This window comes from Paenibacillus sp. M2 (assembly GCF_046713495.1).
Lineage (GTDB): Bacteria > Bacillota > Bacilli > Paenibacillales > Paenibacillaceae > Paenibacillus > Paenibacillus amylolyticus_B.
Genome location: NZ_CP169648.1, coordinates 1,865,935 through 1,887,582, shown reverse-complemented (window position 1 = coordinate 1,887,582; position 21,648 = coordinate 1,865,935). Strand labels below are relative to the sequence as shown.

Here is a 21,648-nt window from a genome sequence, read left to right as displayed (position 1 = left end):
ATAAAATGAACAACGCTTGAACATCCTCTGTACAACTTCGAATCTCTGATTAATCACAACCAAATAACCCATAAACAGCTTCGGTTATCCGAGTGTTTATGGGCGACAATGATCAACTTTGAAACGGTTAAAATTTATTTAATCGGTATCCAGATTTGTGGCGGTTGATTGGGGCCCGGGTATACTTCCAGCTCCGGCATATATGCGTGCTCATAAGGGTTGGATGGAAACCATTCCGCAATAATCTGTTTCCACAGAAGCTGCATGCTCTCCGGCATCGGGCCTTCTACTTCAAATACACTCCATTTGGAAGCAGGCATGGTGAAGGTTGAAAATCCATCAGGTACCTCACCATCGTAAGCCGTAGCAATCCAGTATTGCATCTGTTTATCCTGTATTTCGCTCTGATCCACAACGACGCCAAGTAACCCTGGAATATCCCCGTTGTTCAGTTCAAACAAACGATCCTCTGTACCGCTCGTCCACGCTTCCTGCCACATCTTCCCGATGCCTTGCAGATGCTCTCCATCTACATATGAGAAAGTCTGCTTCACCCCTACGATAGTAAATTCAGGATGTTCAACGATTCTATATTTCATCGGTTCAGCTCCTTTTAGACTCACTTGAATAACCAAACGATTATACGATTTGACAGCGTTACTATTCTTTCGAACCTCACTGGGTGCGATTCCATGTTGTCTCCGAAAGGCTTTGGAGAAAGATTCTGGTGTATCGTAACCATATTTAAGCGCCAAATCGATAATTTTAACATCACGCTGAAGTAGCTCATGTGCCGCCAAAGTCAATCGTCTGCGTCTTATGTACTCGGCTACAGTAATATCAGTTAATAAGGAAAAGGTACGTTGAAAATAAAAAGGAGAGATATGAGCCTCTGCGGCAATCTGCTCCATCGTCATATTTTCAAGCAAGTGGTCTTCCATATATTGAATAGCGACCTGTAATGCGTTGATCCAGTTCATGTGATAATCACTCCTTGATGTCTAATATAACGGATAAACACCCCAATAACCTGTCATACTGTGCTTTCATTTGTCCGGTGAAAGCAAAACGATGTAGTTCATATAACGCCATCTCACAGAATTTGACAATGTAAACGATTTACTATAGCTTTGAGTATAATGATCGTTCTATATTATTCTGAAGGGAGAGTAACACTGACATGAGCAGCAAAAAAGAAATGCTTTTGAACGTGGCTGAAGAATTATTCTATCTTCATGGCTTCCATTCCATTGGCTTAAAGCGAATTATCACGGATGCCGGGATCGCTATCATGACGTTATATAACCACTTTGAGTCCAAGGATGATCTCATCGTCCAAGTACTCCTGCGGCGCGAACAGCGTTATTTGGAACAGCTCCGGCAATATGCGAACAATAAAGAGCAACCCATGTTTCTCAATCTGGCTGAAGGACATGTAACTTGGCTAAAAGAACACGAATCAAGAGGGTGCTTGTTCTTACGCGCCAAGGAAGAATTCGGAGGTCACACTGACCATATCATCGTCCAGACAGTGAATGCGCATAAAAGACATATGAGAACATTAATCCAAACATTGGCGCCTGCTGCAAGTGATCGAGATCTGTTGCGATTTTCCCTGCTGCTGGAAGGTTCTACGGCACTTGCTGAGACAGAAAATGTAAATGAAGTCTGCCGTGAATTGATCCATATGACGCAAACCAGTTTCAAATAATGCTATTCCGGGTGAGTTAGTAGTTCAACTCACTTTTTTATTTAAATGAAATTATAATGATCGTTCTATCTAAAAGGCGGTGGATTTAATGAAAAAAATGATCTTCCCAGGCATTGCACTTATCGCTGTATGTTATGCATTCGGGAGATTCAGTTATGGATTGTTTATGCCGGAAATTTCGGAAGCCTTACACTTGAATGATGCAGCCTCTGGGGCGATTAACTCAGGAACGTATATTGCCTATTGTCTGTCCCTTCTAACTGCACCCCTGTTGATTAATCGCAAGGGGCATCATTATGTCATTCAATTGGCAGGGATCAGTGCAGTGCTCGGATTAACCGGCATCGCCCTGTCTCAGAATGCATGGGTTCTTGCATTTAGTGTATTTCTAGCTGGTTTGAGTACAGGCTGGGCCTCTCCGGCACTCGGTAACATGGTTAATGCCGAACTTGCACCGGATCTGCAAGCAAGAGGTAACAGCTGGATTAACACAGGGACCAGCTTCGGAATTGTTATATCCGGTCCACTCTACTGGCTGTTCACGGATTACTGGCGTCTAACCTACATCCTGTTTGCTGTGATCGGTGTTGTCGTTCTGTTGTGGAACAGACGTGTCATTCCGGCAACCAAGACACTGCCTTGTACCAAGTCACTCTGGACATGTATGAAACCAACCAGACCCGGGTCTGCTCTTCTGATGGCTTGTCTGTTAACAGGCGTTAGTTCGGCAATCTACTGGACCTTTGCCCGAAACTTCCTCACGGACGAGAAAGGGGCCTCCGATTCGGAAGCCGTGTTGTTCTGGATTGTGATGGGGGTTATGGGGATACTCGGCGGATGCGCTGGACGCATTATTGAACGTATTGAGATTGGGTGGTCCTACCGGATAGGTATCCTTTTATTGGCTATCTCGCTGGGGGTAATCCTTCTTCCATCCATGGCAGCAAGCCTGATCTCTGCGATCATATTTGGCAGCACATATATTTTCCTGACCAGTGTATTTATCGTTTGGGCAACGCGACTATTCAGTCCGAATGTATCGATTGGGATCAGCCTTGCCTTTCTCGCGCTGGGGGCTGGACAATTCCTTGGCTCCTCCATGGCAGGTTACACGATTGAAGTGTTTTCCAATACAACGGCATTTCTGGCCTTTGCTGCACTCGGCCTGTTCGGATTGTTAATTCGAGTGAAATAAATGACAGAACAACGTTCTGATCGTTTTTTATTCTACTCGGCGTACACTTCCGGTCAGTCCATGTTGAAGCCGTACATCTGCAAAAGTAACTGTGGTCCCTTGCCCGATTGGGGATTGGGCCACAATGCCAACTTTGATCTCTTCGGGGCAATCGAGGCCAAAATAACGTACCAGCTTCCACTTCTCACCATCTTGAGAATAATGGAAAGCAAAGCTGCTGCCTGCGCGGGCTACACGTAAATAAGGCTTGCTGACATCTATAGGGGATGATACACAATCATCCGAGTTACCACGGGTCACAACACTAAGAATGGACGGCTGTTCTTCAAAAAATTCAAAGCAGACTTTAGCCCAATTCGTATCGTCCATCATTACCATCAGACAGCCCGAGTCATACTGTTCTTTCATATCCACCTGTACTTGAGTGACGATGCTGAAATCTCCCTTGATTATCGTATGTAAAAATGGAGCTGAGGCTTTCACCGGGTCACCTCCCGGATCAATGAAAAAGTCACTGACTGGCGAAACGGTTATCGTTACTTTGCCGTCTTCAATGGACCAATCTGCTGGCTCGTTCAGCCATCCCAGGTTGGCAGATAATGTTTGACCTGAACAATGTTCGAATAGATTCGTCATGTGGCACACCCTTTGTGTTGGAATATAAGTTTACTAATTTCTCTATTTGTATTCGGTATGTACGATGGTTAATCCTGTAGGTTTAGCATCAAGTTCCATCCCCGTTATCTTACACCCATGTGTACGGTTGGATAATACGTTCATCCCAGACCTGTACCTCAATATATCGTTCCGGCCCCTTATCACCTTTACGGTTCCATTCCTGAGGCCAACCATAGAACTGAATAACTTCGATGATTTCATCTTTGGTATAAATCTGCTTACGATAAGGTTTAGCATCGTCAAACCTCATTGTTGGAAACAAGTCCCCGTAGGTAAAACTCACAACTGCATCTGGAAGGTCATCCCATGGAATGATTACATGATCGGGTTCTGAATACCAGGACAACAGCCATTCGCATGCACCAAGCGTCAGATAATGGGGATATGATTGTAGCGGCTTCCCACCTTTAGCAACAAACTGTTCATAAGCCCTTTGCTCAAGCGTTCTGCGAATTGCCATGTAATCTGCGGGTCGTCGACTGGCAAAGTTCCTTCCCTGAAGACGGATCTTCTGTGTAACTGTTTCTGCTTCATCCGCAGACAGGCTGGAGAGATTTATGAAAGGACCAAGACTTTGTTCAAAATAATGATAGGCATTCCAGTCGTGCATACATTCTCCTCCTTTGAACAGGATCGATTTGGACTTTTAAATTCAGTTGATAGAAATCGCCGCCCCTTACTATTAATAAGGTAATTTTATCCAAAATATGATAAACTGGACATACGAGATTACTTCAATGATATGAATTACAACAGGAGGAGATCAATCTATGTTTGGTGTTAACGTAAAAAAAATGGAAGATCAACTGGTCATCCGCTGGCAGTTCTCCAAAATCGAAATTCCAATTGTACATATCACATCGGTCACTCTGGATGATACATACGGTGGCAGCGAACCATCCGCCATTCGAATCGGTCCGGTTAATGGCACAAGCGAGAGGATTCTGATCCGTACGGTTAATCAATCATATATCTTATTCACGAACAGTGTGAATTTATATCCCAATATCCGAGATATGCTACAACCGGCAAACTAGATTGTGGTTCGAAACGGATTTTTATGTTTCTCCAAGGAATAGCTCCATTTACATATGTACGCCACCAGAAAGAAGCGTGAGTATTCGCATTAAATCTTCCAGCGAATACTCACACTTCTTTGATGCCAATACCAGTTGTTCGAAGTAACGTTCTTACAACCAACTCCATTTCGGTAGCTGATCCAACGTGATAATCTCTTCGCTGTTATACACTTCCTTCAAAAACGCCACTTCATTATGCGTCCCGTCTTTCAGAAATCCACCTGTCCAGGTACAGAACCAACTCCAGTGTACATCCTGTTCCTTCATTTGCTTAGGGTCAGGGATGGAGCCGTTCTCGGCGAGTGCAATGATTTTGTTGTCCTTCACAAGCTCACGCAGGTTGGCGTAACGTGCTGCCAGCGGACTGTGATCTCCTGCTTCCGGGTATACATCTACACTCACAATGTCCACGACATCATCCCCTGGATACCATTCCTGTTTTTCCGAGTTCCAGACCCAGATGAGATTGTGCAGCTTGTGCTCGTGCACTAATCGATTATACAACAACCTATACAACTGTATGGCAGGTTCGGGGCCTTTCGCTCCCCACCAGAACCATCCACCTTCGGCTTCGTGCAGCGGTCGGAATAACACGGGCACAACAGCATCCTTCAACTCTTGCAAGTGAACTGCAATCGCGTCGATATCCCGGATCAATAACTGATATGCTTCCGATTCAGTATCAGCCAGCGCTGAACTCAGATCATAGGTAGTCGCATCCGTATAAAACCCCCGCCACCACTCCTTGCCCGGTTCATCGATCAGATTCGCAGGTGCATTCCAGTGCCAGCATAGCGTCACGATTCCCCCTTGATGGTGCCATGCAATGGCATCCCGAATCTCCTGAGAGACCGCGCCGCGCTCTGTTCTTGATGGCGAATATTCCATGAGATCGAAGCCAATCACAGCTGGTTTCCGCCCTGTATTTTCATTAATCCAGTTCAGATTGCTGTAGTCCTGCTGACCTGACAACATCCCTTTCCCATAACGCTCGACCAGGAACGCCATTAGTTCTCTCGCTTCGGATGTCGCTGCTTCATTCACCGGAGCACTGTTGATCATACGTACCGTCATCGCTAACACCTCCAATTAGGTTTACCATGTTAACCCACGACCCCCGAGCGCTCAATGCTCTCCACAAAATAACGCTGCACGAACAAGTACAAAATAATCAGTGGTGCAATCGCCAGCAAAATGCCTGTATCCACGATCATCGCCACATAGTTCGGATCTGCCTTGATGCCCGAGTTCGAACCAAAGCCCATCAGTTGTGGGATTAACTGGTTCGCCTGAGCAGGTAAGGAAGCCACCTTCAGTGAGATCAGTGGACTTTCACTCATGAATAATGCCGAATAGAACGTATCGTTGTACTGCCACACAAATGAGAACAGAATGACCGTAATCAGCGGTGAGATCGCATTGGGCAGCATGATTTGAGCAAATGTTTTGAATCCGCCAGCACCGTCAATCAGGGCGGCCTCCTCAATTTCCTTTGGCATACCCTTGAAGAACTGACGGAAAATATAGATGAACAACCCTGCCTTTAGCCCACCTGCCGTAGCCGCCGTAATCATGGAGGGCCAATACGTATTCAGCAGATTGATGCCATTCTTTCCCGTGAACAACTGGATCATGCCCATAAAATCAAAGCTGCGGAAATGCAGATACATCGGCACCATAAGCGTGCTTGTGGGCACCAGAATGGTGAGAATGACCAGGACAAAGAGCACATTGCTGCCTGGAAAAGAAAACCGGGCAAAGCCGTAACCTGCAAGCGCACAGGACATGGCTGTCAGAAGCGTTGTAATGGTAACGAACAATAAGGTGTTCGCCAGCAAAGGCAGATAATCCATCACTTGTGCCGCAAGCCGGATATTATCCAATGTAACGTGCTGAGGAATCATATAGATCGTTGGATTGTAGATATCCTGTTTATCCTTGAACGCCACTGACACTTTGAGAAATAACGGATACAAAATAATAAATGAAATACCAATGACCAATGCATATCTGAATATAGAATAGAGAAGGTCCGATGTCTTGTTTCGCACCCGCTGCATGTGGTAATTCTGCTTCGGAACTACCACCATGCGATCTGTCCCTGATGCAGCCATAATCTGAAGCCTCCCTCAATGTGAACTGTCAGTTATAATGAACACGCCGTGACAGTACCCAGCCCACTACGATCAGTACAAGACCAATCACCAGCGTGTACAGCCAGGACATCGCCGAGCTTAAGCCAAAGTTCTGGGTTTTGAATGCCGTTTGGTAGATGGCCTGTGTGACCGGACTCCCGGCAAATGAATCAATGATTGTATAGATGACATTTGTCAGAATCAACGGACTGACCATCGGAAATGTAATTTTCCAGAATGATTCATAAGCTGTCGCCCCTTCGATCTTCGCAACCTCATACATTGATCCAGGTACCGACTGCAGCGCGGCGAGGAAGATCAAAATCTGAACACCTGAGCTGCTAATAATCTCATAGATCCGCATGATGGCTTCTACAATGTAATCCACATAGGCCCTTGGCAATCCCACATCCGCCAGCATCCGCACAATGGACACCACGTTGAACGAAGCCCCGCCATCGGCTGATGCATCGACCGCACTTGCATCTCCCATCAGATTGATCAATCCTGCAGACTCCGCTGCTGCGACTGCACTGGAAGCCAGAATAACCGGCAGGAAAAAGATCGCACGCGCCATCGTTCTGCCTCTGAACTTCTGGTTGAGCAATGTAGCCGTGAACAGACTGAAGAATAGGATCATCGGCACATTCAGCAGCATTGCTCCTACGGAATCCACCAGAATCCGGTTGTATGTAGCATCAACCAGAAGCGCATCCTTGAAATTTTTAAATCCAACGAAGTCCAGAACGTACCCGCCCGGAGCAACGGACAGATTACTCAGACTAAACCGAATCGATTGCAGGAGCGGCGTGGCAAAGAGGAAGATGAAACCGAGCAACCACGGAGAAATAAATGCAAGTCCAAGCAGCGCTCTCCGTGACTTCAGCGATAATCGAATGGTTCTCATCGGTTCACTCCTTCCACCACATAGTCAATCCCGTCAACTGTTGTTCCATCCACGGTTACTGCGTCCGCATTGTAATTCACAAGGATGGATGTACCGCCCGTATAAGTGATCCGGACCACGCCATCCTGGATGCGTTCATGCTTCAGGATCTGCTCATTCTCCAGTTTTCCCAGCACTTCATTGGCCTGCTTATACAAGGCAACAGCGTCATCCACCCAATAGCTATACTCGGTAGCGTAGGCCGAATCATAATTCGTAAGTTTCAGCCGGGAAGATGGCTCATAGGTCCATTGAAAATACGGAGCGGCCCCAAGCTCCAGGCTTCGCAGCAACTGTTTGCGCAGATCCTGATCCCCCGACGTGTTCATCGGAGATGCTGCGTAATTCATGTACCCATGAATGACCATCGCATAAAAAGGAACTTCTTCATCGGTAATATTGAACCGACTCGACCCTGCGGGTACATTCACAACATGTTGTGCACTACCCCAAGCGTAGCTATTTGCGGCGGATACCATCAGGTTCGGATAGGACTGTTCCAGCTTGCCCAGCTGCTCCTTCACAATGTGCTTCGCCGTCTCCCGATGAATCACCCGACTATCCCGATAATCTGAAGTCAGGACCTGCCCAAGATCACGAAGGGATAACCCGCCGAGATCCAATTGATTGAATTTGTCAGCAAACTCACTAACCACATAAGGAAGCTTGGCCGCTGAGAGCAAATAATAGCTGTCCCTACTCTGATCCATGCGATTAAGTGCAGGATTGTACGGATACAGTTCTGCTGTCTCCTTGGTGACAAACCGCGCTGCATCCGAGGAAGGAGCAAAGCGCATATCATCGTGATAAATGTGCTGGAAAGCCACATCCGGGAACAAAGCTCCACCCGACTGCTCAAGCTTAGCGGACAACGCTTGCAGTTCGGAACGACTGCCTACTTCACTGTCCAACTTCACCTGGGTTGGCGTGTGATGGCCGATGCCACCACCGAACCATCCCTGATACCGCATTTGTACACGGTTCACACCTTCCTGCTGTAACTTCGCTGCCATTTCGGTGGCCTGTTCGTACGTCGTCATAGCTAAAGTGCTCCGATAGGGCACGCTTAGGAACGAAGCCTTTTTGTCCACTGCACCAAGCACATCTACATAAAACGGCAACTCTGTCTGTTCCACGAGGGGTTTCAGTACATCCTGCTCGATCAACTGCTGTTGATACAGGCGGGCCATACCCGAGTAACTGGCATCTTCTCCATGAAGGAAATGATAGCGGACCTGAATATCTCCGCGGTAAGGCTCTTCGCCAAGCAGCTGAATCTCCTGCATTTTCTGCGAGGTGTACATCTCCAGTTCATCCTCACCCCGCAGGGAGAAGGTCGCATGCACGTGATTGTAACTGTTCTGCCTGCCTCCTATATCCGCGGAGATACTGGCTATGCCATCCCCTTTTTCAATGACTGCAAACCAGGCATTCTCCCCGTTTTTCAGACCAAACACAGGCATATGCGCGGATTCACTAACCTGAGGACGACTGAGTGAATTATCATTCGGGTCTGCCCCATATACACGCTGTACATACTGCTCTTCCTGGGTTTTCCCGTTGTTCAGGTGGATCAGGCTACCCGAACCGTCAGGTACGAGCATGTAGCCTTCACCTTCCGTATCCGCAGCACCAAAATAAGCGAGCAAATCAATATTTCGAATGCGGTATTGCCCACTTTCCTGAATCTGACTCAGGGGCACGCTCACAACAAGCGCTCCCTTCTCCAGTCGGTATTCCACAGGAATCACGAAGCTGGGCTTATCCGATACACCTCCGCCTTCGACCCCGTTCTCCTGATTGTCAAAAGCCAGATCGTCCGCCGTGTAACCTGCCGTCTCAAATGCACTCAACATCTTGTTCAGCACAAGCTGCTTCGAAATCTGTCCATCCAGCCGTTCCAGAATATCCGGATTGTTCTTGGTTGGATAATAACGCGCAGACGTGTATCTTGCGACAGTAGCATCCAGCTTGGAAAGAACCTTCTCCTCGAGTCGCTGCTTGCTGATCAGCTTGGGCAGTGCATCAATACCAAGTGATGTATCACCAAGTGTATAGTTGACCCGTATGCCCTGATCGATCTGGCCTGCGGTGAATTGTTTGTTGCTTATACTCGAACTGAAATTTGGAAAGTTCTCCAAAGTGCCCATCGAATCCCGGAAAGACACGTTCAACTGGGAGGACAGGACCTCTTTTTCATATGCGGAAGCGAGACTGTCCTCCGCCCGTTCTTTCGGGTTGCTGTACCAGATCTCTCCACTTTTCCCGTTACGTACTGCGATTTCCGTTGTCTCCTCGTTATAGTACAAGGCCAAACCCTGATCTTCGGCGACCAGCTTCATACCAGGCACACCCTGCGAAGAGTCGCCAAGAAACTGCAACGGGTCCTCCGTGACGGGCATGGCTTCGGTTGTTGCATCCATATAAGCCGCGGCTTCTACGGCAGGAATGCCCCTGTTGTTTATATACAGCAGTCCGGCTGCAATCATGATTACAGCTGTACCACCAGCCAGCACCGTATATATTCGTTGCCTTTTATTCACGGATGCCGCCTCCTTTAGGTCCGAAAAATCAACTCGCGGTAGATGTTATAACCGAATTCGTACAACTGTTGCAGCATGCTGAAGACCAGTGCGCCAAGGAATACAATAATGCCCATCACAATGAGTGTCAGCACCATCGTAACGATCGTTCTAACCACCGTGTACTGGTGTACCGTCATCATGCCAATGAACAGAAGCAGTACAAACCAGAAAAACGCGATGCTATTGAACAGATAATAAAAAGCAGTCTCCTCCTGCACCATGAACCGGCTAACCACGATCATCGGGGCATAGACCAGAATAACCGGAATGAGCGAGTAACCTGTTGCCAGAACGATTTCCCTGAACTTGCCTTCCCCTTCCATCAAGGTTGTTACTGCCCAGTTGGCCATGCACCATAGAAAGAAAGGTACCGCAACTGTGGCGATCTCAATGATGCTGTTAATCGTGCGAGGGTCGATGTAATTGACGAGAAATCCTGCATACTGCTTTTGCAAAATCATCATGACAATGGTAAGCGCGAGTGCTGCAAAAGCAACAAGCAGCCGTCCCCGGTTATCCGACTTGAGATCCCAGAATGCATCTATGGGGTGAAAAATGAGATGCAGCGGAAACTTAATGAAATCCTGCTTCACGATCAACCTGCCTCCTCCGTCTCCATTTAACCGCCACACGGGTCAGGATCAGAATGACAATTAGCGCGATTACAGCGGTCAGGAATGTACCAAAATGTTCCTTCATCATCTCCCGCCGATGCCTCTTAAACGCCACAGAATAACTCTTGCGATCCATCCCAAGTTCAAAATAACCTAGCGCTTCCTCGTTTTTCTTCTCCATTAATAAGGACTTGCCGATGCCGATATAGGCAATATCATAGTTGGCATTCAGCTTAAGCACTTCTCTCCATATATTCACGGCTTCCGTGTCCTCGCCCCGATAGTGGAGGGCCACCGCTTCATTCACACGGGCACCAAAACGGGTTGGCTCATAGACAACAAGGTTGTTCTTTCCCCGATCCAGAACCAAGTGATGCTCACCCGATTGTTCAATCGCGACAGGTGTTTTGAGCGTGCCCACCTGATTTCCTTTGCCACCGTACATGTAGAGCAGATGACCTTCATCGTCGTACGTGAACACCCGGTTCTGTGTCGCATCCAGTACACTGTACATGCCGTCGCCCAGCACTTTCACATCGATCAGTTTGGATGGACCGGGATTGTTACGGAACCGAATATCACCTTTGACGTCGTAATAACCAAACCGCTTCAGCACATCTTCACCAGACGGATTCAGCCGTTTGATCGGTTCATTCGAGCCGGGATCAATATTCGTTGCATACACAAATCCTTTGTGGTCAATATCCGCATTGGAGAACTCCGTCGGGACAAACAGGACCATCTGTGCGCGCTGGGCTTTGGTGGATAACATGCGCCAGATATATTCGCCGTAGTCCCGCTCCACTTTGTTGGTACCGACGTATCCGATAAATTTCCCACTCTCGTCAAACTGCATAATCCCTTCGTAGACCCCTTGCGCCACAACGTACACTCGGCCTACATGGTCCACCGTTAGTTTCAAAGGCTGAAACTGGAATTGGGTCGACAGGATATCCGACTCGGGCTTCGTAATGGTTTGAATCAGCGTCCCCTCTCCATCCAGGACAACCACACGACCGTTACCCGTATCGGCGACGTATATGCGTTCTTCTTCATCTACAAACAATCCACCTGGAAGGTTAAAGGTCTCCTTGCTGCCCTCCATCATGAATCCATCGATTACACTCAGCAGCTTAAAGCCTGGGTCCAATACGATGATTCGATTGTTGCCGCTATCCAAAATATAGATCAACCCGGAGGGTGAAACGTTCACATCACCGGGGTCTTTGAACTCACTAATGCCGAGGTCACGGCCTGAAATGGTGCGCTCGGGCAGATAGGCATCTGGTGAAGGAACAGCCTCTTTCCAGTAGTTGTAGTTATAACTCTCATACGGCGCCGGGGAGGCCGCCGCAGGCACGGCATTCACCAGCAACAGAGATACTGCCGCCAGGAGAACAAGCCATCTTTTCACTGTGCGTGCCATATCGTTCCCCCTTAATCCTTCATGCCCGAACTCGCCATCGTCTCAATGATTCGGCTCTGAGAGAAAATAAATAGCGTGATCGGAACACTCATCAAAATCAGTGCTACCGCAGCACCCGCTCCTGCCCGGGATATTCCGCCCTGAATAATCTGACCCGCTGCATAATGCAGAGTCTTGAGCTGCTCGCTGTAGATGTATCCATTGCCATCACTGCCCCATAACATCTGGAACAGCAGTATGATCAATGTCAGCCAGGCTGGCTTCACATTAGGCATAACGATGGACCAAAAGATCCGGTATTCACTGGCACCATCAATTTTGGCTGCTTCCAGCAGTGCATCCGGGATCTGCTCCATGAACTGTTTCATCAGGTACAACCCGAGTGAATAGGCAAATGCCGGAATGATAACAGCCCAGTACGTATCGATCCATCCGAGCCAGGACATGATCATGTAGTTCGGAATTGCCGTCACTGCTGGTGTGAACATCAGTGACAGTACGACCACTTGGAACATGAATACTTTGCCCGGAAACTTGTGCTTGGCAAGCGGGTACGCCGCTGCGGAAGCCAGAAGCACATGGCCTACGATACCGATGCCTGTAATAAATACCGTGTTGAATATATAACGTGAGAACGGCACCCACGAGTCACTCAGCAGATTCAGCAGATCTGTAAAGTTGCTGAACGTGGGATTTTTGACAAACAGCGTTGGTGGAAAGGTGAAAATCTCATCCAATGGTTTGAATGCATTGTTGATCGCATAGATCAGCGGCAGCACCATGAAGGCACCAAATACGAGCAGAAGGGCAAACAGGGAGAGACTTCCCGATAGCGAGCGATTCACCCGCTTTTTGCCTGTCGCAATTGCAGCCATAGCTATTCTCCCACCCTTCGAAGCAGTTTCTGTACCAGCAAGTTGGTGCCCACCATAATCATGAACAGCACGGTGGCAATCGCCGATGCGTATCCCATCTCAAACCGCGTAGTACCAAAGTCGATCAAGTGGGTGACTACCGTCTCTGCCGCATAGTTCACGCTTGGGAACCCGGCCAGTGCAATCGACACATCAGCCACGGCAAACGAGGTTGTAAGCTGAATAACTGCGCCGAACATCAACTGTGGACGCATCGAAGGCAGGGTAATGTACCATAGCTCCTGCCAGCGATTTTTGATCCCATCCACCGCTCCCGCTTCGTACAACGTCCGGTCCACCGTCTGCAAACCAGCGATAAACGCCAGAAATCCGGTTCCGAGACTCAGCCATAGCTGCACGAGAATGAGAATAGGCATAATGTAGGCTTCCGTCTTCAGCCATTGGATTGGCTCCAGCAGAAAGCCCCATTTGATCAACAGCCCATTGGCAATACCATAACGATCTCCTGAGAAAATCATCAGCCAGATAAAATACACATTGCCCGAGATGGAGGGTGCGTAGAAGATCAGTGTCATGAACGCTCTCCATTTCGGTGTTAACTCATTAATAATCCACGCGAAGACGAAGCAAGCAATGTAACTGATCGGCCCGGTAATGATGGCAAACAGCAACGTATTCTTGATTGCAATCAGGAATACATCATCCTCCAGAAACAGGCGAGTATAGTTCTGCCAGCCAATAAAACGCGGGAATTCAAGCATGTTAAAGTAGGTGAAGCTGAGTATGATCGAGATGACAACCGGAATCACGGTAAACATGAGGAACAGGAGCATATAAGGTGCAAGCAGAACATAGGAATGTTTGCTGGCCTTCATTTCCTGGAGCTTCCAGCTCCACCACGACTTCATGCCCATCCTTGACGCTTTCTCAGGAGGACTGTTTTGTCCGTCTCGGAGTGATATTTGTGGCACGGTTAACCCTCCCTCTGCTTACGGAAGACCAAATTCATTACGTTTCACTCGAATCTCGTCCTGAATATATTGGGTGTAATCCATGATGGATTCCCTGGCTTCCACTTGGCCAACAACAGTTTTGTAGAATGCATTAAAGAGATGGCGGCCTGTAAAATAACCACCGGGTACTTCAGGAATGCCCTTCACCGTTTCGAATTGAGCCTTCAGATTGGTGTAATCCTCGGCAGGCCACGGCAGGGAATCCAGTGCCTTGATGTTGGCCGTTGGATAACGGGCAGCGGCACCCATCAGCCCTTCCATCTCCCGTCCAAATTCCGCCTGAATCGGTGTACTGGTCCACCACTTCATGAACGCCCACGCCGCATCCTGATCCTTGGCACCCTCCAGCATCATGACTGCGCTGCCTCCACCCGGTACGTCCCGATTCAAGGTCCCATCCGCTTGAACGGTTCCCGGTACAGGAACGAATCCCCATAAGCCTCGAATCTCCGGTGCAAATACGGACAACTGGTTATACATGGTGTAATCCGTTAACCCAATAGGCATCTGTCCTGTCCGGAAACGGTTGGCAAAATCATATTCCCGTTCCAGCTTGTAATCGGTATAGAACTCCGTCCACTGCTTGAACGTCTCGATCCCGATCCGGGAATCCAGATCCGATTCCTTGTCATCGTTCCGATAGAAGGCGCCGCCGTTCTGGAGCAGCATCGTGGCATACTGCGAGTTCGGCGGAATATTAACCCCCTGCATATTCGCCTGGGTCACAACCGGCATACCGAATTCCATGTGATTTTTGCTCAGAATCGCGAGTAGAGCCTCCACATCCTCCCAGTTCTGAGGCACTTCAAGTCCGAGTTCTTCGAGCACATCTTTACGATAAAACAGCATATTAAAGGTTTGTGTTTCCGGCAGGGCGTATACGCCTGAATCATAGGCATACGGCACGATTGCACTTTCTCTGAACTCCTGTTCTACAGTGCTATAATCACTGAATTGCGTCAGATCTACAGCCGAGTTCCGCATCGCAAAGTTCACCGGCAGATCATTGCCGATCTGCATCGCTACATCCGGACCTTCACCGGACAAAGTCGCTGGCAGCAAGGTTCCCATATTCACCAGCTTCAGATTCACGTTAATGCCACTGTCTGGTGTGAAGGTCTTGTCGATCATCGCTTTCATCGTATTCGCCTGGTCTCGTCCGCTACCAATCCAGACGGTTACCGTACGCTGATCTTCCGATGTAGCTACATTGCCGATCTGGTTATAATCAATGAAGAACGAATGATAGAATATCTTCGCTTCATGACCAAGTTTTGCGAGTGGTCCCATGCCTGTTCCGGGAATATCTTGGTCAATCGAAGTGACGTACAGTGCGTCAATCTCAAGAGGCTGCTCTCGTGCCTGCTGCACCCATGTGCCGAGACCACCTGTGTTGGTTTTGTAAGCCGCAAGCCGTCTTGGAATGGTATCTGGCTTGTCAATCATCTCGTCCAGTTGCAGCGCCATTGTCTTGATCAGAGCTTCCTGATCGCTGGACTGTCCTGACAGAAGACGAAGCTGTGCGGCCACTTCTTTGAGTCGGTTACTTTCCCCACTGAACACTTCCAGCAGGTTCGGAATCTGCTCCTCCACCCGATAATCCCGGAATTCATCAGGTTTGGTACCTGTGATCATCAGAATGCGTCGGTACATGGAGTTCAAGTTGTACAGACTGTCCTCTACATTGCGGATGAGCGGTGCAAAGTCACCGAGGCTGTTCTCCAGCCGTAGCACATGTTTTCCTTTTTCCAAGTGAAATCTGTATGCTTCCTTGCCCCCCATGACATCAATGCGATAATCACTTTGATAACGGAAAGGGGCTTGGGCCATCTCTGCAAACGGGACTTCACCATCAATGGTGAGCTTGCGTGTAGAATAGATGCCTTTGACAAAATTCTGCTGTGCGGTAAAACCGATATGATAAAGTCCGCTCTCCGGCACATCCACTTCCCATTCGATCCATTGTCCTGGCAGACGCCAGTTAAAGCCGCCAATCGTATTAATGCGTACCTGGGAAGCGCTGTAAGGAGATACAGCAGAACTTGACCTTTCGCTGGTCGGGTATAACGTAGGTGAAGATTTGGCAATCGCGGCTTCTCCTTCAATGCGAATAAGTACATCCTTCGGCTGCCCGGAGGAATCCGACTGTTGTGCACCTGCAGTTTCCGCGTAAGGAACAGCTGTCTTCTCATTGAAAAGACGAATGGACCGAATCACCATGGGTTCGCGTGATGATTTTAGCGTTAGCGTGTGTTCCCCTTTTTCCAAATAAAACTTGAATGGATTCTGTTCGTACCCGTCGGAGTCCTGAAACGTTTCTTCCATCCAGCGTGGTTGCTCCACTTGTCTCGGGCGTAGGTCATTACCTTGATTGTCCTGCTCAACAACATCTTTCTCATTGGCCCACACCCGGTCAAACTGCAAATAGGCGGCTTCCGCAAAAGGAAGTTCACCATCAATGTACAATGCACGCTCAATGGCCGAACTCTTGCCTTCAACGGGATAATAGGTGGCGGACAGGTTATACAGCCCGGTCTCCGGCACGTTAATGGTCCAATCGACTTGTCCGGTCTCTCCGGTATGGAGAGATACACCATCCATTCCCTCATAATTAGTCAGTTTGCGGACGTCTTCACCTTCGGCTTTTATGTAATCTCCTGCTTCAATGGTGATGTCCACATTCGGCTGTGTAGCCTGATCCGTTCCGGATCGATACTGTTCGTATCCCTTTTTCTGCCGGGTCTGCTGCAAGACCGCATCCACTTCAATGGCAGGCAGACTGCCAGGTGGAACGTCTGCACTCTTCCCATCAGCGCCGGAAGTTACATATAGAATGATGCAGGCTGCTGCCACGATGATCACTGTGGACCATATCCATGTCTTACGTTGTAGAATTCCAGCCATCCTCCGAGTCCTCCTCATCAAGGCTGATGCCAGCAATGCCGATTTGGTGGTTCAGGAAAAGGGGCTCTGTGCAACCTTGCCGACACGAGCCCCTGCCTGAATCTTTTGCTGGTGATAAGTTCTTATTGTTTGCCCAGTTTATCAATGGCAGCTTGTGCCTGCGCTTTGTATTTCTCAGCCGTTGCTGTGACGGAAGCATTGTCTTTGATGATATCGTTCACAAAATCCCCAAAAGGGTACCCCGTGTAGGCATCATCCAACAAGATACGGCCTGTTCCAGCGATGTGCTCGCGAATGATCGCAATATCCTTCTCATCGGTATAACGACTCTCCAGATAATCTTGACCTGGATACTCTTCAATCTGTGGGATGTCGAAGGTCTCTTCATAGATTTGGTAGACGATCTTTGGATCCTCCACACCTTTTGGAATGAACTTCGCCGATGCCGCGTTGTTTGCATACGTTACCTCTTTGCTACCCTGTGGCCCATTCGGAATCGGTACAACGCCGACAGCAAAGGTGAGATCGCCCAATTGCCATTCAGCAGCAGTGAACAGAGCTACGTCTCCATCCTTGAACGTATTGCTTTCCTCCCAGTTGGTTTTGTCGCCGGTTTTGACCTTCACGACATTCTCCACGTTATACAACCGTTTAACGAATTCGGTTGCTTCAATCGTTTTCGGATCGGATAATCCTTCCTTGCTATTGGCATCATCCACGATCGTTCCACCATTGGCCGCGGTAAAATGACGAACGACATCAAGCGCCCAGCCAGAAAATCCGAATACGTCAGTTTTGCCGTCGTTATTGGTATCTTTGGTTGCCTGTTTGGCAAGTTCCATGAATTTATCCCAGTCCCATTTACCTTGGTTATAAAGTTCTTGAGGATCAGGCAGAGATAATTTTTTGAACAAGTCACGGTTATAGTGAAGTCCCAGACCGATGCTGGTTGGAGATTCGAAGGCGTATTCATTGCCTGCAATGGCAGGGAATTTGGTAATCAGGTTAGCCTCTTGGTTGATGTTGTTCTCAGGTGTAGTGAATTCGGAGATGGGCAATAGCTGCCCTTTGAGGATGGCAGGTAGTGCGGATTTGTATTCCATCTGAACGATGTCAGCGAATGGTTCGCCGGCCAGGGCAGACGTGGTGAATTTGTTCATGTATTCTTCGAAAGGTACATTGACGAACTCCAGTTTTACGTTGTATTTCTTCTCCACCTCTGCAATTTTATCGAGTCTGGCCTTATCCGAGGCCGTCTCTCCTGCCGGTTTCAGATCCCACCAAGCCGCAACTTTGATGACACGTCCACCCAGATCAGGCACATTCGCCACAACTTCTTCCGCTGCGTCCTCTTTGTCTGTTTCAGCGATTTCGGTGCTGTTGCCTGAGTTCGTTGTTCCCTCTGCGTCTGTCCCTGTCGGCGTTGTCCCCCCACCACTGCAAGCGGATACAAAAAGCATCACAGCCAATAACATCAGAGGTAGAACATTCCATCTTCTCATCATGATTTTAACAACCTCCCCGAATGTGTATACCAATCATGCTTCACCCTAAATCGTTAACCCCGCTCATCAACCAATCGAAAATAAACAACCACCACCATTTGTTATTTTCTTGTTTGTTTTTGACAAACAAAATTTAACACAGCGAAATGTAAGCGTCAACATTTTTGTTGTTAACATTTTCTAATTATTCTGATAAAATGCTGATTAAGCTCTAATACTCCTGTGTTACAGCTTATTCAATATCAAAGACTCTAAGTACAAACTTATTAAACCATGATTCTAACTTTGTTTATTTTGTTATTTTTATAAAATAACAAAATAATAATTCAACAGACAAAATTCGTCATTCTATCTGAAAATATGCTTACCGTCACGTTGAACATTCATCCTAAAATACTGTGCATCACTAACATTTTGAATTCTCTGTCCGTTATTAGATTAAGAGAAATACATCATGTTATACTAGGAACAGTTGGATATCGCTCCAAATAAGGAATACGGCAGAACTACGAGTGTAAGGATGGTATGATGAAGACAAAGGTAACAATTCAGGAGATTGCACATTTTACGGGTTTGTCGAAATTCGCGGTATCACGAGCTTTGTCTGGAAAATCGGGAGTTAGCGATCAAACGAGGGATGTCATTCTCAAGGCCGCTGGCAAACTTGGATATTTCAAAGATAACAGCATGTTGTCTGGTGAACTGTATAACAGCCATGAACTTCAGGAACCGAAGAACACACGTTCAAGCGGAACGATCTTGATTTTATTTCCCAATGTTCGGTACCAAAATCAGGACTCCGTATACTGGGGACCCGTCTTTAACGGGATTTCTTCCAAGCTGAACCAAAAAGGGATTAACATTCTAACCTTGACGGAACCATCCGCAGACCAGCTATTCACCCTTCTCAACCCGGATGCCATTCGTGGAATCATTACCGTTGGCTCGATCTCGACCCCGATTCTGCTTGAAATCAAGCGTCTCAGTATTCCGGTTGTAATGGTGGATCATCTGGACCCTGTTTTTCACAGTGACAGCATATTCACTGATAACTTTGCATCCATGCGGGAGATCATGCTCTATTTGCTCCGCAAGGGCTTCAAAACATTCCAGTTCGTTGGCAATATCGGGGATGCTCATAGCTTCTATGAACGCTGGATTGCATACACTTCTGTGCTTATGGGTCATGGGATGGAAATACATCAGATTCCCGAGCTGAGTAATCAGGCACTGGATGAGTTCCGCCAGACATTCACTTCGGTGATCAGTGAGGATAACCTGCCTGAAGTGTTTGTATGTGCGAACGATTTCTATGGGCTATACACTATAGAAGCCCTTGAGAGTATGGGTATTCGTGTACCCGATCAGTGTGTTGTCACGGGATTTGATAATCTATACGACAATATCCCATTACTGGCTACAGTTAATGTGAACAAGGAGTTGCTCGGTGCGCGTGCAGTGGATCAGATGTTATGGCGCATTGCGAATCCGGAGAGCAACGTCGAGAAAAAGTTGATTCTTGCTGATGTCATTATTCGTGAACAGTTCGGCAGGCATAGTGGATAAAAGCAGAATATATGATCGTTAATGTGTGTGGATATACATATTGAAGCATATATGGAGTTAAGCTTATGTCCACACAGAACCACACGCCAAACACCCCTTTAACCGTATTCGAGCGGCTATAGGGGTATTTGCATTTGTTGTATGTGTGTAATGTTTATTGTTTATTACATTAGGGCCGTTACATCATCCCGTTCTACGTATCTGTACGCACATCATCCCACGCCTGATCCAGATAACAGATCATCCAGTTCAATGCACGGTGACGTTCATAAGCCACTCCACCATTCAGTCCTGCAGGAGGTGTTCTGTCATTCACACGGCTATCCACACACACCCAGTTGTAACGGTAGATCAGATCTGCTTCATCCAGAATCTCGCTCTTGCTGCGCAGAGATGCATCGGAGAGAAAGTCGGCAAAGCTGTCCTTCTGTTGCAAATAACCGACATCCTTCCCAACGTTACACAACTCCGTTGGTGCACCCAATTCCTCCACATAACCTAGCGCCCACAACATGACGTGGTACGCTTCATATCCCCAAGAGAAGGAGATGATCTCCTGCTGCTCTGCTCCGTGCTGGTCGATAAACCTCTTCTCTACGGGTGAAAAAAAGGATTCAGCCTCATACTTGTCGATCACTTCCTGAACCAGAGCTGCGGTATCGTCCGCGCTTTCGCCTGCTCCCAGACACTCTCCCTTAAGCGCGGCAAGACACAGGGCCACCGCACGGCGAGCGACTTCCTCTTTACTCCGGATTGTGGTGTGCTCTTCTCCGGCCCTTGCAGGCAAGTTCGCATTATAAGGAATGCCTTGTTCAGTCAACCGTTGCTCTGAACGCACTTTACGTTGAATTGCAGACTCTGACTGGGTTCCAGCATCGTCAAGGAAACTGGTGTGCGCTGTCACCGTGTAATCCTCTACCTCAGATTCTCCATTCACATCCAGCAATAGCTGGCCTTGTGCATTCAGCAGAGATCCACCTCCCCAGAAGATCACAGCATCCAGAGCATCAGCCAGTTGTAATAACTCGCCGAAGAATTCTTCTGAGATATCCTCTTCTGTCTCAATGCCAACCACCATGTTCAGTGTGGAACATTTGATCAATACCTTTTCCTGGAGCGAAGCATTGCGCCCTTCAATCTGACTCAAAAATCCAAGCATCCCCTGAATCATTGTCGTAAATTCCTCAGGATGTGTCTGGCTGGTCATGATATTAAAGCCTTTGGTTTTCTTACTCAGCCATTTTTTCTGAGTCACTTGAATATGAGTCTTGTCTTCCCGGCGTTTAATCGTACCCTCAGGATAAATGGATTGAATCCATTCAAACAGCTGATCCAGGTCAAACTGAGAGCTATATATCGCACAATTCCTCATGAAGTTCACCCTCTCCGTTATCGTGTAAATGTTCAGTTGAACAT

The 21,648-nt window shown here is 47.8% G+C and carries 18 protein-coding genes; 4 read left to right on the top strand and 14 right to left on the bottom strand.

Annotated features, from left to right (window positions below; genetic code table 11):
- Positions 1–134: 134 nt before the first annotated feature.
- Positions 135–980, bottom strand: coding sequence for an AraC family transcriptional regulator (locus tag ACETMN_RS08715; protein WP_105597910.1), 846 nt, complete (start codon positions 978–980; stop codon positions 135–137).
- A 200-nt stretch (positions 981–1,180) separates the two neighbouring features.
- Between ACETMN_RS08715 and ACETMN_RS08710 the strand changes: the two genes are divergently transcribed.
- The gene (locus tag ACETMN_RS08710; RefSeq protein ID WP_105597909.1) at positions 1,181–1,711 is read left to right on the top strand and encodes a TetR/AcrR family transcriptional regulator; all 531 of its coding nucleotides are present in this window, start codon (positions 1,181–1,183) and stop codon (positions 1,709–1,711) included.
- 88 nt (positions 1,712–1,799) lie between these two features.
- The gene (locus ACETMN_RS08705) at positions 1,800–2,906 is read left to right on the top strand and encodes an MFS transporter (protein ID WP_411736026.1); all 1,107 of its coding nucleotides are present in this window, start codon (positions 1,800–1,802) and stop codon (positions 2,904–2,906) included.
- Between the two features lie 27 nt (positions 2,907–2,933).
- Here the strand turns inward: ACETMN_RS08705 and ACETMN_RS08700 are convergent, their stop codons facing one another.
- Complete coding sequence (locus tag ACETMN_RS08700) at positions 2,934–3,542, bottom strand: DUF1349 domain-containing protein (RefSeq protein ID WP_411736025.1); 609 nt, start codon at positions 3,540–3,542, stop codon at positions 2,934–2,936.
- Positions 3,543–3,651: 109 nt separating this feature from the next.
- Positions 3,652–4,194 carry a hypothetical protein gene (locus ACETMN_RS08695; RefSeq protein WP_411736024.1) on the bottom strand — a complete coding sequence of 181 codons (543 nt, stop codon included), beginning with the start codon at positions 4,192–4,194 and terminating at the stop codon, positions 3,652–3,654.
- Positions 4,195–4,354: 160 nt separating this feature from the next.
- On the opposite strand from ACETMN_RS08695, the gene ACETMN_RS08690 reads away from it, so the two are divergent.
- Positions 4,355–4,621, top strand: a complete 267-nt coding sequence (locus tag ACETMN_RS08690) for a hypothetical protein (RefSeq protein ID WP_210107563.1) — start codon at positions 4,355–4,357, stop codon at positions 4,619–4,621.
- A 153-nt stretch (positions 4,622–4,774) separates the two neighbouring features.
- Here ACETMN_RS08690 and ACETMN_RS08685 read toward each other — a convergent pair whose 3' ends face one another.
- The 10 genes from ACETMN_RS08685 to ACETMN_RS08640 all read right to left on the bottom strand — a co-directional run bounded on the left by ACETMN_RS08685 (position 4,775) and on the right by ACETMN_RS08640 (position 18,666).
- Entirely contained in the window at positions 4,775–5,737 is a 963-nt protein-coding gene (locus tag ACETMN_RS08685) for a glycosyl hydrolase (protein WP_366345837.1), read from the bottom strand.
- A 29-nt stretch (positions 5,738–5,766) separates the two neighbouring features.
- Entirely contained in the window at positions 5,767–6,777 is a 1,011-nt protein-coding gene (locus ACETMN_RS08680; RefSeq protein WP_411736023.1) for a carbohydrate ABC transporter permease, read from the bottom strand.
- Between the two features lie 28 nt (positions 6,778–6,805).
- Complete coding sequence (locus tag ACETMN_RS08675) at positions 6,806–7,705, bottom strand: carbohydrate ABC transporter permease (protein WP_411736022.1); 900 nt, start codon at positions 7,703–7,705, stop codon at positions 6,806–6,808.
- Positions 7,702–10,287, bottom strand: a complete 2,586-nt coding sequence (locus ACETMN_RS08670) for a DUF5696 domain-containing protein (RefSeq protein ID WP_411736021.1) — start codon at positions 10,285–10,287, stop codon at positions 7,702–7,704. Before ACETMN_RS08670 ends, ACETMN_RS08675 begins: the two co-directional genes overlap by 4 nt.
- A 14-nt stretch (positions 10,288–10,301) precedes the next feature.
- Positions 10,302–10,922: a YIP1 family protein gene (locus tag ACETMN_RS08665; RefSeq protein ID WP_091014929.1), complete on the bottom strand. Its 621-nt coding sequence runs from the start codon at positions 10,920–10,922 to the stop codon at positions 10,302–10,304.
- Entirely contained in the window at positions 10,903–12,369 is a 1,467-nt protein-coding gene (locus tag ACETMN_RS08660) for an NHL repeat-containing protein (RefSeq protein ID WP_091014931.1), read from the bottom strand. Before ACETMN_RS08660 ends, ACETMN_RS08665 begins: the two co-directional genes overlap by 20 nt.
- Before the next feature lie 11 nt (positions 12,370–12,380).
- Positions 12,381–13,244, bottom strand: a complete 864-nt coding sequence (locus ACETMN_RS08655) for a carbohydrate ABC transporter permease (RefSeq protein ID WP_017689719.1) — start codon at positions 13,242–13,244, stop codon at positions 12,381–12,383.
- Between the two features lie 2 nt (positions 13,245–13,246).
- The gene (locus tag ACETMN_RS08650; protein WP_047842211.1) at positions 13,247–14,158 is read right to left on the bottom strand and encodes a carbohydrate ABC transporter permease; all 912 of its coding nucleotides are present in this window, start codon (positions 14,156–14,158) and stop codon (positions 13,247–13,249) included.
- Between the two features lie 75 nt (positions 14,159–14,233).
- Positions 14,234–17,161 (bottom strand): extracellular solute-binding protein, encoded by a 2,928-nt coding sequence (locus ACETMN_RS08645; RefSeq protein ID WP_091014933.1) that lies wholly within the window; start codon positions 17,159–17,161, stop codon positions 14,234–14,236.
- Between the two features lie 122 nt (positions 17,162–17,283).
- The gene (locus ACETMN_RS08640) at positions 17,284–18,666 is read right to left on the bottom strand and encodes an ABC transporter substrate-binding protein (RefSeq protein WP_373419815.1); all 1,383 of its coding nucleotides are present in this window, start codon (positions 18,664–18,666) and stop codon (positions 17,284–17,286) included.
- Between the two features lie 528 nt (positions 18,667–19,194).
- Between ACETMN_RS08640 and ACETMN_RS08635 the strand changes: the two genes are divergently transcribed.
- Positions 19,195–20,232, top strand: a complete 1,038-nt coding sequence (locus ACETMN_RS08635; RefSeq protein WP_017689723.1) for a LacI family DNA-binding transcriptional regulator — start codon at positions 19,195–19,197, stop codon at positions 20,230–20,232.
- Between the two features lie 193 nt (positions 20,233–20,425).
- On the opposite strand, the gene ACETMN_RS08630 is transcribed toward ACETMN_RS08635, so the two are convergent.
- Positions 20,426–21,604 carry a DUF4272 domain-containing protein gene (locus ACETMN_RS08630; protein WP_091014935.1) on the bottom strand — a complete coding sequence of 393 codons (1,179 nt, stop codon included), beginning with the start codon at positions 21,602–21,604 and terminating at the stop codon, positions 20,426–20,428.
- Positions 21,605–21,648: the final 44 nt, after the last annotated feature.